General features: G+C 65.3%; 7 protein-coding genes and 1 pseudogene. 1 reads left to right on the forward strand and 7 read right to left on the reverse strand.

Annotation, left to right across the window (positions count from 1 at the left end):
- Window positions 1-211: pseudogene (locus BM009_RS22785) on the reverse strand (integrase); the annotation flags it as partial.
- 418 nt (window positions 212-629) lie between these two features.
- Here BM009_RS22785 and BM009_RS10020 point away from each other — a divergent pair.
- Window positions 630-1,484, forward strand: a complete 855-nt coding sequence (locus BM009_RS10020; RefSeq protein ID WP_302847364.1) for a sigma 54-interacting transcriptional regulator — start codon at window positions 630-632, stop codon at window positions 1,482-1,484.
- Window positions 1,485-1,541: 57 nt separating this feature from the next.
- Here the strand turns inward: BM009_RS10020 and BM009_RS10025 are convergent, their stop codons facing one another.
- From BM009_RS10025 to BM009_RS10050, 6 genes are all read right to left on the reverse strand, one after another.
- Complete coding sequence (locus BM009_RS10025) at window positions 1,542-4,556, reverse strand: TonB-dependent receptor domain-containing protein (protein ID WP_254772239.1); 3,015 nt, start codon at window positions 4,554-4,556, stop codon at window positions 1,542-1,544.
- A 316-nt stretch (window positions 4,557-4,872) separates the two neighbouring features.
- On the reverse strand, window positions 4,873-7,194 hold the full coding sequence (locus BM009_RS10030; RefSeq protein ID WP_093296535.1) for a GH92 family glycosyl hydrolase: 2,322 nt from the start codon (window positions 7,192-7,194) through the stop codon (window positions 4,873-4,875).
- Between the two features lie 25 nt (window positions 7,195-7,219).
- On the reverse strand, window positions 7,220-8,656 hold the full coding sequence (locus BM009_RS10035; RefSeq protein ID WP_093296537.1) for a glycoside hydrolase family 125 protein: 1,437 nt from the start codon (window positions 8,654-8,656) through the stop codon (window positions 7,220-7,222).
- Between the two features lie 17 nt (window positions 8,657-8,673).
- Window positions 8,674-11,010, reverse strand: a complete 2,337-nt coding sequence (locus BM009_RS10040; RefSeq protein ID WP_093295891.1) for a GH92 family glycosyl hydrolase — start codon at window positions 11,008-11,010, stop codon at window positions 8,674-8,676.
- 26 nt (window positions 11,011-11,036) lie between these two features.
- Window positions 11,037-12,095 carry a glycoside hydrolase family 43 protein gene (locus BM009_RS10045; RefSeq protein ID WP_093295893.1) on the reverse strand — a complete coding sequence of 353 codons (1,059 nt, stop codon included), beginning with the start codon at window positions 12,093-12,095 and terminating at the stop codon, window positions 11,037-11,039.
- Between the two features lie 89 nt (window positions 12,096-12,184).
- The gene (locus BM009_RS10050; protein WP_254772240.1) at window positions 12,185-15,184 is read right to left on the reverse strand and encodes a TonB-dependent receptor; all 3,000 of its coding nucleotides are present in this window, start codon (window positions 15,182-15,184) and stop codon (window positions 12,185-12,187) included.
- Window positions 15,185-15,330 lie beyond the last annotated feature (146 nt).

Here is a 15,330-nt window from a genome sequence, read left to right on the forward strand (position 1 = left end):
CTTCGGTAATCACATCATCGGCTGTGCCGATGGTCTGCTGCCGATACGCACCATCCCCTTCGTAGCTGCGTACCAGCCATCGCCCGCCCCGCTTCGCCTTGCGGTAGCCAAGATGCGTGTCCGGATCGAGCAGGCGCCAGTGTACACCCGGCGTCAAATTCGCCCGCGATGCTCGAGTGGTGATTGGCGTTTCTCTCAGGTTTTTCGGCATGTTGGACCTGAAAACTTGTCAAATATACGTCAAATATACGTCAAATATACGTCAAATATACGTCAAATATACGTCAAATATACCCCTCCGGATCGCTCTGCACAAGCGCGCACTTATTTCGTTAACATATTGATATACATGGATGTAGTTGGATGGCCATGGACGTCAAAATACCTGAATTTGTCTCTCCGAAGGCAGAGTCCACAGGTTCGAATCCTGTCGGGTGCGCCATCTTTTCAATGACTTAGCGAAGCATCGCGACGGCCGTACGGAAAATGTACGGAAAACATCGTCGGATGAATTCGTTCGTCATGAAACCATACATGATTCCTTCACTGGCAAGTAAGCTCCTGATTCGCCTTCGCGGCGGGACATTAGCGTACGTACACAGAGCGGGTCGCTGGCCCCGCGCGTTGGGCTGCGTCGATCAGCATCCTGTTGTGAGCCAGTCGACTTCGGCGGGGCGGTCGGCGCGCAGTTCAAGGCATTCGCCGATCGGCCGGGGCTGCTCCGCGCCGCCGACAAGGGGATGCTGTTCCTCGACGAGATCGGCGAGCTCGGCGTGGACGAGCAGGCGATGATCCTGCGCGCGATCGAGGACAAGCGCTTCCTGCCCGTCGGGTCGGACAAGGAAGTCGCCTCGGACTTCCAGCTGATCGCCGGCACCAACCGCGACCTCGGCCGCGCCGTGGCCGCGGGCACCTTCCGCGACGATCTCTATGCGCGGCTCAACCTGTGGACCTTCCAGCTGCCCGGCCTCGCCGAACGCCGCGAGGATATAGAGCCCAATCTCGACTATGAACTCGATCGCCACGCCGAGCGCGAAGGGGCCCGGGTCAGTTTCAACAAGGAAGCCCGCCAGCGCTACTTGGCCTACGCCACCGGCCCAGACGCGCGCTGGCCCGGCAGTTTCCGCGACCTGGCCGCCAGCGTCACCCGCATGGCGACGCTGAGCCCGAAGGGGCGGATCGACGGTGCGTGCGTGGATGCGGAGATCGCCCGGCTGACGCGGCTCTGGTCGGGGCAGCGCGACAAGGAAGGCGACGTTCTGACGGGCTTGTTGTCGCCCGAAGCGCTGGCGGAGATCGATGCCTTTGATCGGGTACAGCTCGCAGCCGTCGTCCAGACCCGCCGAAGCAGCCGCTCGCTTTCGGAGGCCGGACGCGCGCTGTTCGCCGCCTCGCGGTCGCGCCGCAGCTCGGCCAATGATGCCGATCGGCTGCGCAAATATCTGGCGCGGTTCGGCCTGGAGTGGTCGGCCGTCGCGGGGTGATGGTGCGTCGGGTACAGTCCCCCGGAGACGAATCCCCGGGGGAATGCAGCAGCTTCGTTACAGGCGCAGCGAGACGCCCGCGACGAGCTGGCGGCCCAGCAGGTCGTAGCCCATGATCGTGTTGCCGCGCAGCAGGCCGATGCGGCTGCGGCTGTCCGGCACGATCGGCGGGTCGCGATCGAACAGGTTGTTCGCCGAGAGGCGGAAGGTCATGCGCTTGTTGATGTCGAAGGTCAGTGCCAGGTCGAACCAGTCATAGGCCTTGATGCCCGGATAGGCATCGCGCTTGTCGCCTTCGGGCAGCGCCGGGATGCCGGTGCTGGCCGGGGCATAGGCCGTCATCGGCATGCCGCTGCGATGCCGCCAGTTGAGCGACACGCTGGCGACGCGACCCGGCGCCATCCAGGTGGTGCGGAATTGGTGGGCCCAGGTAGGCATGCTCTCGCCGCAACCGCTGCCGAAATAGCCGGTGCAGTCGCGCGGCGTGATATCCGGCGCGCCCTGGCTGCCGACCAGCGTCATCAGCGTGCCGTTGAAGCTCATGTCGAGCGAACCGACACTGCCCAGGCCGACATTATACTGGCCCTGGAAATCCCAGCCGTGCGACTTGGACTTGTAGCCGTTGGTCGAACCGCGCGAGACCCAGCCGGCTGCCGGGTTGCCGGCCGGCGAACTCGACAGCGTGCCGTCGGCGTTGCGCTTGATGCCGCGGCAATAATAGTCGTTGCCGGTGGTGAGGCAGCCGTTGAGCCAGTCGAGCGGGTTGAAGAACTCGAGCTGGTCCTGCAGGTCGATCAGCCAGCGATCGACCGACACGGTGAGGCCCGGCACGAAGCGCGGGCGCAGCACCACGCCGAAGGTCTTGCTGTAGGCCGTCTCGGGGCGCAGCGCGAAACCGCCCTCGCGGACCGTGCAGGCATCGTTCGGGCAGATCAGCGTCGTGCTGTTGTAGAGGTTGGTCGCGAGGCCGGTGCGGGCGCACTGCTGCGGCGACCAGGACGGCGCGACGCGCGGGCCGTTCGGGTTCGACGCATCGATCTGCGGCGCACAGGGATCGGCGTAGAAGCCTTGGTTGAACGAGATGTTCGACGCATTGGCAGCCGCGCCGACGCCGGGTGCCGCCTGCGACTTGTTGATCGACGCGCGGAAGGTGATGTCCTCGATGGGCGCCCAGATGCCCTCGATCTTCCAGGTGCCGAACTTGTCGTTCAGGCGGTTGTACTTGGACAGACGGTAGCCGCCGTTCAGCTGCAACAGGTTGGTCCAGGACTGGTGCTCGACCAGCGGCGCCTGGATCTCGATATTGCCTTCGAGGATGTTCTGGGTGGCCCGAACGTTGTCCCCGCTGCTGTTGTTTTCGCGGAAGATGTCGTTGTAGTCGGTGCGATCCATCTCGTCGCGATATTCGGCGCCGATCGCGACCGCCACGCCCTGCTCGGCGAGCGGCGAGGTGATGCCATATTTGCCGAGATCGCCGCTCACCGTGCCGACGAACTGCAGCAGGCGCGGGATGCGCTTGGCGATGCCGCCGGTTGCGCCGCCGAACAGATAGTTGTTCAGCGCCGAATCATTGTTGAACGGCGCGAAGGCATTGAACGGCACGCAGGACGGATCGCTGCCGTCGATCACCGAGCGGCAGGTCGGGCGACCGTTGACGTTCACCACGTTGAGCGAACGATTGATGTTGTCGAAGCGTGCAAACGGCACGTCGATCGTGTCGAGCTGCGCGCGCGACAGCATGCCCGCGACGTCATAGGACCAGACATTGTCGAGCACCCGCCCGCGCACGCCCGCGGTGACGCGGTAGCCGGCGTTGATGAATTCCTGGCGGACCAGCGGCTGCGAATCGAAGCGATAGCGCACGTCGAGGGGCGCAAACTGCCCTGCCACACCCGCGTTTGCGCCGCACAGCGTCTGCGCCTGCGAGGCGGAGAGGAAGGGGTTGTCGCAGTTCACCTGGAACGGGACCGTCCCATCGCCATAGGCGGAGTAGGAATAGTTGCGGTTGAGCTGGGTGTTGTACGACTTGTCGCGATACCAAAGCACGTTGCTGTAGAGCTCGATGTGGTCGCTGATCTGCGCGGTGAGGAAGCCACCGGCATTGACGCGGTGGAATGGCCGCTGGAATGCCCAGTCGTCATATGGGTTGGCCGAGCTGCCGGGACCGCCGCTGTTGATCGGGATGAAGGTCCCGTTGCCGTTGGGGTTGTTGACGTACTGCGTACCGTTGATCCCGCCCGGGATGATCGTGCCCGCCGGCGTGTAGCTGGCGCGCGAGCAGGCGAGCGGCGAGGTGCGGCTGCTGGTGATCACTTCGCAGACCGCGTTCGAGCGGTCGCGCAGGCGGACCAGGCTCGACTGGCGATAATCGGCGAAGGCCGAGATGTTGACCTTGCCGTCGAACAGGTTGGTGCCCGCGGCGATGCTGACGTCGGCGCGGCCGCCATCGTTCTTCATGCCCAGCGGCGCGGCGAAGCCGGCGCGCTCCGCCGCATCGGTCACGGCGCTGCTGCGGTTGTCATGGTTGAAGAAGCTGTAGTTGCCGTCGATGCGGATGCCGGTGAAGTTCTTCTTCAGCACGAAGTTGACCACGCCCGCGACCGCGTCCGACCCGTAGACGGACGAGGCGCCGCCGGTCAGCACGTCGATGCGATCGACCAGCGCGTTCGGGATGATGCCGACGTCGACCGAGTTGGGCAGGCCGATGCGCAGGCCGTCGATCAGCATCAGCGTGCGCTCATAGCCCAGGCTGCGCAGCTTGATGCGCTGACGGCCTTCGGAGTCGCTGAAATTCTGCTCGGAATTGACCTGCACCTGCGGCAGGCGGTTGGTCACTTCCTCGATCGTGGTCGCGCCCTGCGCGGCGATCTCGGCGGCAGTGGTGGTGACGATCGGCGCGGCCGAGCGGTTGTTCGGCCGGACGATGCGCGTGCCGGTGACGACGATCGGGCCGCCCGCGGCGTCCTGGTCGGGTGCGTCGGCCAGCTTGGCCGACGCGACCGGATCACCGATCGAGACCGGCGGATTGTCATTGGTCTGTGCGGCGGCAGGCACCGCCATCAGCGCGGCCACGCAACAACTGCTGGCCCAAACTCCCCGTAGCATCATGAACAAGTCCCCTCTTGCTGGCCAAGGCTCCGGAGACATCCGGCCGATCGGGACCGCCATGCTCTCGGGAGCGCGGCTGCGCGGTGTTCGCGTCTGGGGTCCCAAGCGGCCTTACCGGGCTTGGTTCCAAGAAGGTGTCATGCTGGTTTCATCTGGGCAACAACCAGGTTACCTAAAAACGCAATTTGATTGCGATAATTCGCAAAGCGTTGCCGAAAGGTTACATTCTGGTTTCTATGCAAACGATTACGGGGCGTCGCACGGACGCCCCGTGGCTTCGTCAGCGCGCCAAGCGGCCATAGGATGGGGGTCGATCCGCCTTGGCGGCGCCGAAGCGGGAGGGCTTGGCGCCCATGGTGAAGACCAGTTCGCCACCTTGTGCCAAATCGGCATGACCGATCCAGTTCCGGCTCCAGGGCTTTCCGTTCCAGGTCACTGATTGGACATAAGGCCGGTCCGCCGCATTGCCGACCGCGCGGATGCGCAGGGTACGCCCGCCGCCCAGCTGCATCTCGGCACGATCGAACAGCGGCGAGCCGAACACATAGATCCCGCTCACCGGATCGACCGGATAGAAGCCGAGCGCGCTGAGGATGAACCAGGCGCTGGTCTGACCGCAATCGTCATTGCCGATCACGCCGTCCGGATCGGCCTTGTACATCTCGTTGCACAGGCGGCGGACCATCGCCTGGGTCTTCCACGGCGCGCCGGCATAGGCATAGAGATAGGCGACGTGCTGGTTGGGCTCGTTGCCATGGGCATATTGCCCGACCAGGCCGGAAATGTCCGGCGGCGCGTTCCTGGGCAGCGTCGAGGGCGCGGTGAACAGCGCATCGAGCTTGGCCTCGAACTTCTGGTCGCCACCGAACAGGTCGATCAGGCCGTACACGTCGTGCTGGTTGAGGAAGGTCGCCTGCCAGCCGTTCGCCTCGGTGTAATCGCGCTGCTTGTCGGGGTTGTGGCCGAGCTGGATCGGATCATAGTCCTTCCACCAGCTGCCGTCGGCGAAGCGGGGTCGCGCAAAGCCGATCTCGGTGCTGATCACGTTGCGATAGTTCTGCGCGCGCTTGCGCAGTGCCGCCGCATCGTCGTGCGCGCCGGCCGCTTCGGCGAGCACCGCCATCGCCCAATCGTCATAGGCATATTCCTGGGTGCGGCTGACCGATTCCCAGATCTTGTCGGCGGGCACATAGCCGAGATCGTAATAGAAGCCGCGGCCCAGCGTGCTGTCGATGTCCGGGAAATTGCGATCGAAGGCGCGCGCGCGGATCTTCGGCCAGGCCGCGGCATAGTCCGCCTGGATCCCCTTGTTGCGCGCTTCCGCCAGCACCGACACGGCGTGCCAGCCGATCATGCACGCGGTCTCCACCCCCTGGAGCGGCCACACCGGTGGGCCATAGGGGCTCTGCTGCGTCTGGCGGACGAGGTCCCGGGTGAAGCGCGCCGCCATGTCCGGGCGGATCAGGGTGAGCAGCGGGTGCAGCGCGCGGTAGGTGTCCCACAGCGAATAGGTGCTGTAGGCGGGCGCGTCACCGGTCGTCTGGTGGACCTGCCGGTCGAGCCCGACATAGCGGCCGTCGCGATCGGTGAAGAGCGTCGGCGAGAGCGAGGCATGATAGAGAGCGCTCGCCATGATCGTGCGATGTTCGGGGGTGCCGCCCTCGACGCGGATGCTGTCCAGCTCGCGCGCCCAGGTCCGCGCCGCCGCCGCGCGGGTGGCGTCGAACGCCCAGCCGGGCGCTTCGGCCGCGAGCGCCGCCTTGGCGCCGGCCACATCGACCGCGGAGATGCCGGTCTTGATCTCGATCGGCGTGGCACCGGCATCGTCAAAGAAGAAGGCTACCTTGAGCCGCTTGCCGGTGACGCCGGTCGCGCCCGCCGGCGCGGGTGCGTCGTCGTCGCCGAAGAACTGCACCCGGCTCGGCTTGCGCGACAGCTGCAGTGCGAAGTGGATGTGCCGTCCCTTGGCCCAGCGATTGACCTTGCGGCTGCCGGTGAGCAGCCCGTCCGGCGAGAGCGCCAGCGACGCGTCCTCGACGAGCGTGCCCTTGTCCCAGCTGTCGATGATCGCATGCGCGAAATCGATCAGGATATGCCCTTCGCCCTTGGGGAAGGTATAGCGATGCTGGCCGGTGCGCTCGGTGACGGTCAGCTCGGCGAGCACCCCCGATTCCAGCCGGACGCGGTAATAGCCGGGCTCGGCATGCTCGTCCGAATAACGCTGGCGATAGCTGCCCTCGGGCTTTTCCAGCGTGCCCGGCGCGAGCTTGAGCGGCCCGCGGCTCGGCACCACCAGCACGTCGAGCATGTCGCCGATTCCGGTGCCGGACAGGTGGGTGTGCGAGAAGCCCAGCAGCGTCGCATCGTCCTTGTGGTAGCCCGAACAGGCGTCCCAGCGGCTGTTGTCGGTATCCGGCCCCAGCTGAACCATGCCGAAGGGCAGCGCCGGGCCGGGGAAGGTATGGCCGTGCCCGCCGGTGCCGATGAACAGATCGGGCCGCGCGGCCTCAAAGGCGGCGGACCAGGCGGTGCGCGGCAATGCTGCAGCGATCGCGGCGGTACCGCTGCCCAGCAGGAGTTGGCGGCGTGTGGCGATGGTCATCGTCATCGGCTCCGAATGCGAGGAATTAATAGCGGCGGGCGAGCAGCGCGGGGCGGCGGCGCTCGAGATCGAGGATCAGGTCGCCGAACAGCCCGTTGGTCCAGGCGAACCAGGCGCGGGTGAACTTGGTCGGATCGTCCTTGTTGAAGCTCTCGTGCATGAAGCCGGTGCCGCCATGCGTGGTCTTCAGCCAGGTGAGGCACTGGGCGATCACGGCATCGTCATCGCTGTTCAGCGCATGGGTGATGATCGACATCGGCCAGATCATGTCGAGCCCGATATGCGGCCCGCCGATGCCCTTCGCCGCCTTGCCCTCGAAATAATAGGGATTGCGATCGCTCCACGTGAGATCGGCGGTGCGGCGGAACAAGGGATCGTCGCGGCGCGCCGCGTCGATCATCGCCAGGCCCGAGAGGCTGGGGACATTGGCGTCGTCCATGAAGATCCAGTTGCCGAAGCCGTCGATCTCATAGGCCCAGACCTTGCCGCCCTTGCCGTCGGGCACCAGCGCGTGTTCGTGCAGCGCCTTCTCGACCTCGTCCGCGAGCGCTTCCGCATCCTTCGCCGCCGCTTCGTCGCCGCGCGTCTCGCGGTGCAGTTGCGCGACCTTGCGCAGCGCCGAGACCGCGAAGAGGTTGGACGGGATCAGGAACGGGTAGACGCAGGCATCGTCCGAGGGGCGGAACATCGAGTGGATCAGCCCGATCTTGCGCGTCGGCGCGCCGTATCCGCCCATCGGCACGCTGTCGGTCGGCGCAACCGCCTGGCGCTGGAAGTGGTACGGCCCCGGGCCCTCCTTCCGCTGCTGCACGCGGAAGGTGGCGACCGCCAGCTTGGCGCCCTGCGACCAGAGATCGTCGAATGGCGTCTTGTCGCGGGTGTGCGTCCAATAGGCATGCGCGATACGCATCGTGTAGCAGAGCGAATCGATTTCCCATTTCCGCTCGGCGACGCCCGGCTTCATGTCGGTCACGTCGACCTGCGACCATTCTAGGCTCGACTTGGCCTTGGGGTCCTTCTCGAACGCATTGGCATAGGGGTCGACCAGGATGCAGCGCGCCTGGCGCTGGATCAGCCCGACGAACAGCCGGCGCAGCGCCGGATCTTGGCCCGCGAGATGAACATAGGTCTGCGCCTGGGCCGAGCTGTCGCGCAGCCACATCGCGTCGATGTCGCCGGTGATGATGAAGGTGTCGGGCCGGCCGTCGAGCGTGCCGATCTCCACCGTGGTGTCCAGCGTGTTCGGGTAGCAATTCTCGAACAGCCAGGCGAGTTCGGGATCGGCGATGCGCGCCTTCACCCGCGCGATCTCCGCCTCCACCGCCTTGCTGACGAAGCGGCGCTTGGCCACCGGCGGGCGCTTGCTGACGAACCCGGCGGCGGCGCGCGCGGCACCCGGCAATGCGGCGGCGGCACCCAGCGCCGCAGCGCCTGCCATCAGGGAACGTCGATCGAAGTGCATCTTGTTCTCCCCCGCGCTCACTTGGGCGCGCTCATCGAGAAGGGCGCATCGGCCTTGCGCGCGCCCCAGTTTTTGTTCGGTGTCGGCCCCATCACGAAGCGCAGCCTGCCGCCCGCCTGCAGCGCCTCGCGTGACAGCCAGGGCTTGGTGTAGGCGCGGCCGTTGAGCGTGGCGGACTGGATGTAGACATTCTCGGCGCTGTTGTTGGTCGCCTCGATCGTCAGGACCTTGCCGCCCGGCATGGTGAGCCGGACATTGCGGAACAGCGGGCTGCCGACGGCATATTGCCCCACGGTCGGCGTCACCGGATAGAAGCCGAGTGCCGAGAAGACGTACCAGGCCGAGGTCTGGCCATTGTCCTCGTCGCCGGGATAGCCGTCCGGCGTCGCGGCATAGAGCTTGCGCATCACGTCGCGGACATGGGCCTGCGTCTTCCACGGCGCGCCGGCCCAGTCGTACAGATAGATCATGTGCTGGATCGGCTGGTTGCCATGGGCGTACTGGCCCATGTCGACGATCTGCATCTCGCGGATCTCGTGGATCACCTGGCCGTAATAGCTGTCGTCGAAGATCGGCGCGGTGGCGAAGACTGAGTCCAGCCGGTCGACGAACTTGGCGTCGCCGCCCATGAGGTCGATCAGGCCCTGCACGTCCTGCATCACCGACCAGCTGTAATGGAGCGCATTGCCCTCGGTGAAGGCGTCGCCCCATTTGTACGGATTGAACGGCGTCTCCCACGACCCGTCCTTGTTGCGGCCGCGCATCCAGCCGCTCTCGGGATCGTAGAGCTTCCGGAAATTCTGCGCGCGCTCGGCATAGAGGCGGGCATCGTCCTTCTTGCCCAGCGCCGCGGCGAGGCGCGACAGCGAGAAGTCGGCGGTGGCATATTCCAGCGTGCGCGCGGCATTCTCGTTGATGCCGACGTCATAGGGCACATAGCCGAGCTGGTTGTAATATTCGACGCCCTCGCGACCGACCGCGCCGACGACATTGCCGTTCTTGTCCTTGGGGCGGCCCTGGCTGGTCGTCGCGTTCTTGACCATCGCCTCGTAGAGCGGCTCGATGTCGAACCCGCGCACGCCGTTGAGGTACGCGTCGGCGATCAGGTTCGCCGAGTTGGAGCCGATCATCACGTCGCGGTAGCCCGGGCTCGCCCATTCAGGCAACCAGCCGCCTTCCTTATAGGTGTTGACCAGGCCCTGCATGATCTCGCCGTCACGCTCGCGGTACATCAGCGCGAACCAGGGGAAGACCGCGCGCCACGTGTCCCAGAAGCCGTTGTCGGTGTACATCGGGCCCGGATGCACCTGCCCGTCATAGGGGCTGTAGTGCACTTGGCGGCCTTGCGCATCGATCTCGTAGAACATGCGCGGGAACTGCAGCATGCGGTAGAGCGCCGAATAGAAGGTGCGGCGGTTGTCGAGATTGGGATCGGTGACGCGGACGCGGCCGAGCTCCTTTTCCCATGCCGCCTTGGCCTTGGCCTTGGTCTGCTCGAAGCCGTCGCCGCCGATCTCGCTGGCGAGGTTCCGCTCGGCCTGCTCCGGGCTGATGAAGGACGAGGCGACCTTCACATGGACCTGCTCGCCGGCGCGGGTGGCGAAGCTCACCACCGCGCCGACATGGTTGCCCTCGCGTTGCGCGTCGGCGGTCAGCTGCCAATTGTCGTCCCAGCTGCGGCTGACCGCGAAGTCATGGTCGAACTCGGCGACGAAATAGTTGCGGAAATTGCCCGGCACGCCGCCATGATTGTTGCGCACCCAGCCGCTGATCCGCCGCCGCGCCCGATCGATGGTGACGCTCGATCCGCCGGCGAACGCGTCGAGCACGATGTGCGCGTCATCCGCCTTGGGGAAGGTGAAGCGGAACTGCGCGGCGCGCGCGGTGGGCGCGGCTTCCGCGGTCACGTCATAGTCGGCGAGATAAACGCGGTAGCTATACGGGTGACTTTCCTCGGCCTTGTGGCTGTACCAGGAGGCGCGCTCGGCCTCGCGGATCCGCACCGGGCCGGTTTCCGCCATCAGCGAGAAGGCGGCATAGTCGTTCATCCACGGGCTGGGCTGGTGGGTCTGCTTGATGCCGTTGATCTTGTTGTCATGGTACATATACCCCCAGCCGCTGCCGGGCTTGCCGGTGACCGGGGTCCAGAAGTTCATCCCCCAGGGCACGGCCACCGCGGGATAGGTGTTGCCGTAGGACAGCTCATAGGTGGAATCGGTGCCCATCAGCGGGTTCACCAGATCGACCAGTGCCTCGCTGCGATCGGATTGCTGCGCAACGGCAGGCAGCGTGGTGACGCTGGCGAGGAGCGCGAAGGCGGCGGCGCGGAGCGGCTTGGCGGAGAAAAGGGGCACGAAGGTTCCTTTGGCTGGGCGCGGCGTCAATGGGTGCGGGTGCGGCGAAGCGGCTCGGGCGCCACGCCTTGGTTGGTGAGCGTGACCGGCTGGATGGTGCCGTCCGGGTTGAAGGTCATGCGGTCGATGGCGAGTTCGCGATGCTCGCCCTGCTGGTCGGCAAGCGGGCGGCGGTGATAGGCAATGTACCAGCGATCGGTGCCGGGCACATTGACCACCGAATGATGCCCCGCCCCGCGCGCGATCTTCGGATCTTCCTGGAGGATGGTGCCGCGCGGCGTGAACGGACCCGTCGGGCTGGGTCCGGTCGCATAGGCGACGCGGTAATCGGAGCCGGTCCATTCGCCTTCGGACCACATCAGATAATAGACCCCCTTGCGCTGGATGACGAAGGAGCCCTCGACATAGCCCGGCGGCGTGATCTCCTTCCAGGTCGAACCGTCGGGATAGGAGAGCACGCGGCGCAGGTCCTTGCTCAGCCGCACCACGTTGCAGTGCCGCCAGCCGCCATAATAGAGATAGACCTGCCCGTCGGTATCGCGGAACACGAAGGGGTCGATCGGCTGCGCGCCATTGTGGAATCCGCCGATCAGCGGCTTGCCGAGCGCATCGCGGAAGGGCCCGCCGGGCTTGTCGCTGACCGCGAGGCCGATGCCGCCCAGTTCCTGGTCGCTCTGGATGTCGTTGGCGGAGAAGAACATGTAGTAGCGCCCCTGCGCCTCGATCACCGAGGGCGCCCAGATCGCATAGGCCGCCCAGGAAATCCGCGTCACGTCGAGGACATGGGAGTGCTTGGTCCAGTGGACGAGATCGGGCGAGGAAAAGGCGTTGAAGAAGGTCTGGTAGGCGTAGGACGGGCGCACCGTCTTGCGCTTGCGGGCCTCTTCCTGTGCGGGGGTGAAGCGCCGGGTCCGATCGGGCGCGCCGTCATCGGCGGAATAGGTGGGGTAGATCCAGTATTGGCCGTCGAACACGCGGATCTCGGGATCGGCATACCAGCCGCGCACGATCGGGTTGGACGCGGCGGCGGCGAGCGGCGCCATCAGGGCCAGAAGGGCAAACGCCCGGCGGAGCTTCGATCGCATGAGCCTCTCCTTGGCCGATCCGCAGGGTGAAAAGCGGATAAAAAAGGTGGCGGGGCGGCACATGGCCGCCCCGCCAGAGGGGGGTTTGATCAGAACTTGTAGGCGAGGCCCAGATAGGCGCGGCGCCCGGTATATTGGTTGCTGATGAAGCGCGCGTCGGTGTCGTTGCCGAGATGCGCCCGCTCCTCCGACTTGGTGAGGTTGATCACCGAGGCGGTCAGCTGGAGGTTCTCGAAGAAGCTGTACGAGGCGTTGAGGTCGATCTGCTCGTACGGATCCGAATAGACGTTCAAGCCCGACTGGATGCCGCCGACCCGCGTACCGCGACGGTTGTACGAGGCGCGCAGCAGCAGCTTCTTGTTTTCGTAGAAGATCGAGCCGTTGATCTGCGTCTTGGCGCTGCCCACCAGCGGGGAATCGCCCACCTTCTTGCCGTCCAGCGTGATCTCGGCGACCGAGGTGTCGTTATAGGTGAAGTTCACCTGCGCGCCGAGACCGAAGGGCAGCGTGTGCTGCGCATAGAGTTCGACGCCCTGCGACACGGCGTTGGAGCCGTTCGCCTGGGTCGAATATTGCTGCACGGTCACGTTCTGGCCGGCGACTTCGCTCTGGATGTCGAGCACCAGCGGCACGATGAAGTCCGACACGTCCTTGCGGAACAGCGTGCCGCCCAGCACCGAGCCACGGTGGAAATACCATTCCACGCCGACGTCATACTGCCAGGCCTTGAACGGCTTCAGGTTGAAGTTCCCGCCGCCGCCGAACCAGCCGGGCAGCGCGCCGAACTGGGCACGGTCATAGACGAACGCGTCCGAGTTGAAGGTCAGCGAGCGGGCGCCGGCGAGATCGCCATAGCCCGGCCGCGCGATCACCTTCGATGCCGCGCCGCGGATCAGCAGGTTGGGGGTGACGTCCCACGAGATGTTGAAGCTCGGCAGGAAGTCCGTGTAGCGCTTCGATTCGTCGTTCGGGCTGAACACCTTCACTTCGCGCTGGGACTGCGGCAGCACCAGGCAGTTGCCGTCGGGGCCGACCGGCGGCGGGGTGAACGGATTGCCGTTGGTGTTCTGGCAGTAATCATTCTCGTAATAGATCACGTCGGTCGAGACACCCGACTGCTTGGTGTTCACCACGCGCAGGCCGATGTTGCCGCGCACATTGTTCATCTTGAAGTTCGCCTGGGCGTAGCCCGCCCAGATCCGCTCCTTGATGTCGTAGCGGTTCTCCGGCTCGGGCACGCGGACGGGGCCGTTATAGGTCTTGTTCAGATAGGCCAGGTAGTTGTCCATGTTGAACGCCGGGAAGACGCTCGTCGAGAAACCGCCGGCGATGTTGCCGATCGGCTGGCTCTGGAAGAAGGCCGGCTGGGTCACTGCGGCGCCGGCGGTATCCTGGTAGCGCAGCGTGCCCGCCGCATCCGAATACCATTCGAACCGCCCGGTCTGGCGCTCCACCTTGGCATCGCGCCACTTGGCGCCGACCTGGATCGAGTCGATGAAGCTGTCGAAGCGGCGAGTGAGGTCGATCTGGGCATATTTCTGCTCGATCGCGCTGTTGGTGTAGCCCGAGCCGGTCGAGCCGAGATCGACCTGCGAGATGCCTTTCATCAGATTCTGCTGGAGCTCGGGCGAGAACTGCATCGCCACCGATTGGTCGGTGAAGCCCCATTGGCTCAGCATGTTGCCGTTGACGCGATTGACGAGGCCGTCGCCGACCACCAGCCGCGGCTTGGCCTGGGCGTAGAACTGGAAGGAGGGGCCGCCGGTGGCGCGGGTCTTGCCGCCGGTGAACGACACGGTCAGCCGATCGCGGGTGAAGTCGCCGTGCAGGTCATAGGTGTTGGAAACGGTCTTCTGGCGCGCATAATAGCTCTGCATCGCCGGCGTTTCCATCGTGCAGGGCGAGGTACCGGTACGGCAGGCGGTGCCGTCCTGCGGCACCTGAAAGGTCGCCGAAGTGAGGATCGTGCCGCTCTTGTCGAACTTGCCGCCGGTGAAGAAGTCACCATAGCCCCATTCCGGAATCTTGATGAGGTTGGAGACGTTGTCGCCGTTGAGCTGGAAACGGAAATAATTGGCGGTGAGGTTGAAGCCCTCGAACGGCTGCCACTGCGCCGTCGCCTGGATGCCCAGACGCTTGCGCTTTTCGATCAGCACCGTCTCGTCGACCGACTGCGGCGCCCAATAGCCGTTGTAATGCGTTCCGCCCTGGGTGGTCACGCCGTCGTTCCAGTAGGAGATGGCGTCGTCATTGGCGTAGGTCTTGCCGTTGACGTCGGTCGCCTGCTTGGTGTTGTTCGCGTCGGTCCACCAGTGCCAGCTTTCGGTGGCGGCGCTCAGCGTACGATTGGTGCGCACCTGGTAGGTCGCCCCGAGCAGGAAGCCGATGGTCTTGTCTTCATTATGCCACGAGAGCAGGCCGGAGACGCTCGGCTCGACCTTCTTGGTCACGTCCGAATAGGTGCCCTCGACCTGGACGTTGCCGGACCAGGGCTTGAGGTCGAACGGGCGCCGCGTGTGGTTGATGATTACGCCGCCGACGCCGCCTTCGTCGAGCCGGGCCTCGGAGGATTTGAACACCTCGACGCTGCCGATCAGGTTCGCCGGGAGCAGCAGATAGTTGAAGCTGCGCGACGGATCGCCGGAATCGGCGGAGGCGATGAAGTTGCCGTTGAGTTCGGTCAGCGTCAGGTCGGAGCTGAGGCCGCGGATGCTCACCCGGCTGCCTTCGCCACCGTCGCGCTCGATCACCACGCCCGGCACGCGCTGCAGCGCGTCGGCGACGTTCTTGTCGGGGAACTTGCCGACGTCCTCGGCGGTGATCACGTCGACGAACGCGTTGGCATCGCGCTTCTGCGCCAGGCTGGTCTCGATCGAGGCGCGATAGCCGGTGACGACGATATCGCCGTCGCTGTCGCCGGGCGCGGCGTTCTGCGGTGCCGACGTGTTGCCGGCCTGCGGCTGCGTCGTCGCAGCCTGGGCAAGGGCCAGCCCCGGCAGCGCGGCGCACAGGCTGGTGCCGAGCATCAGCTGGGCGAGCAACCGCTGGCGCGCAGACGCCGACGTACGAAACAGATTCCCGTAGGACACAATCCTTCTCCCTCTTTCACCGATGGCCCCAGGCCCCAGTCGGTTCTTTGTGACCGCGCTGTCAGTTTCTGGTCCGCGGTTCTTGCAGAGGGTTTCGCAATAGAAAAACAAATTGTCAATTAAATGCGGATGCGCCGTTGTGGCTT

Source organism: Sphingomonas sp. NFR04, from assembly GCF_900114095.1.
Lineage (GTDB): Bacteria > Pseudomonadota > Alphaproteobacteria > Sphingomonadales > Sphingomonadaceae > Sphingomonas.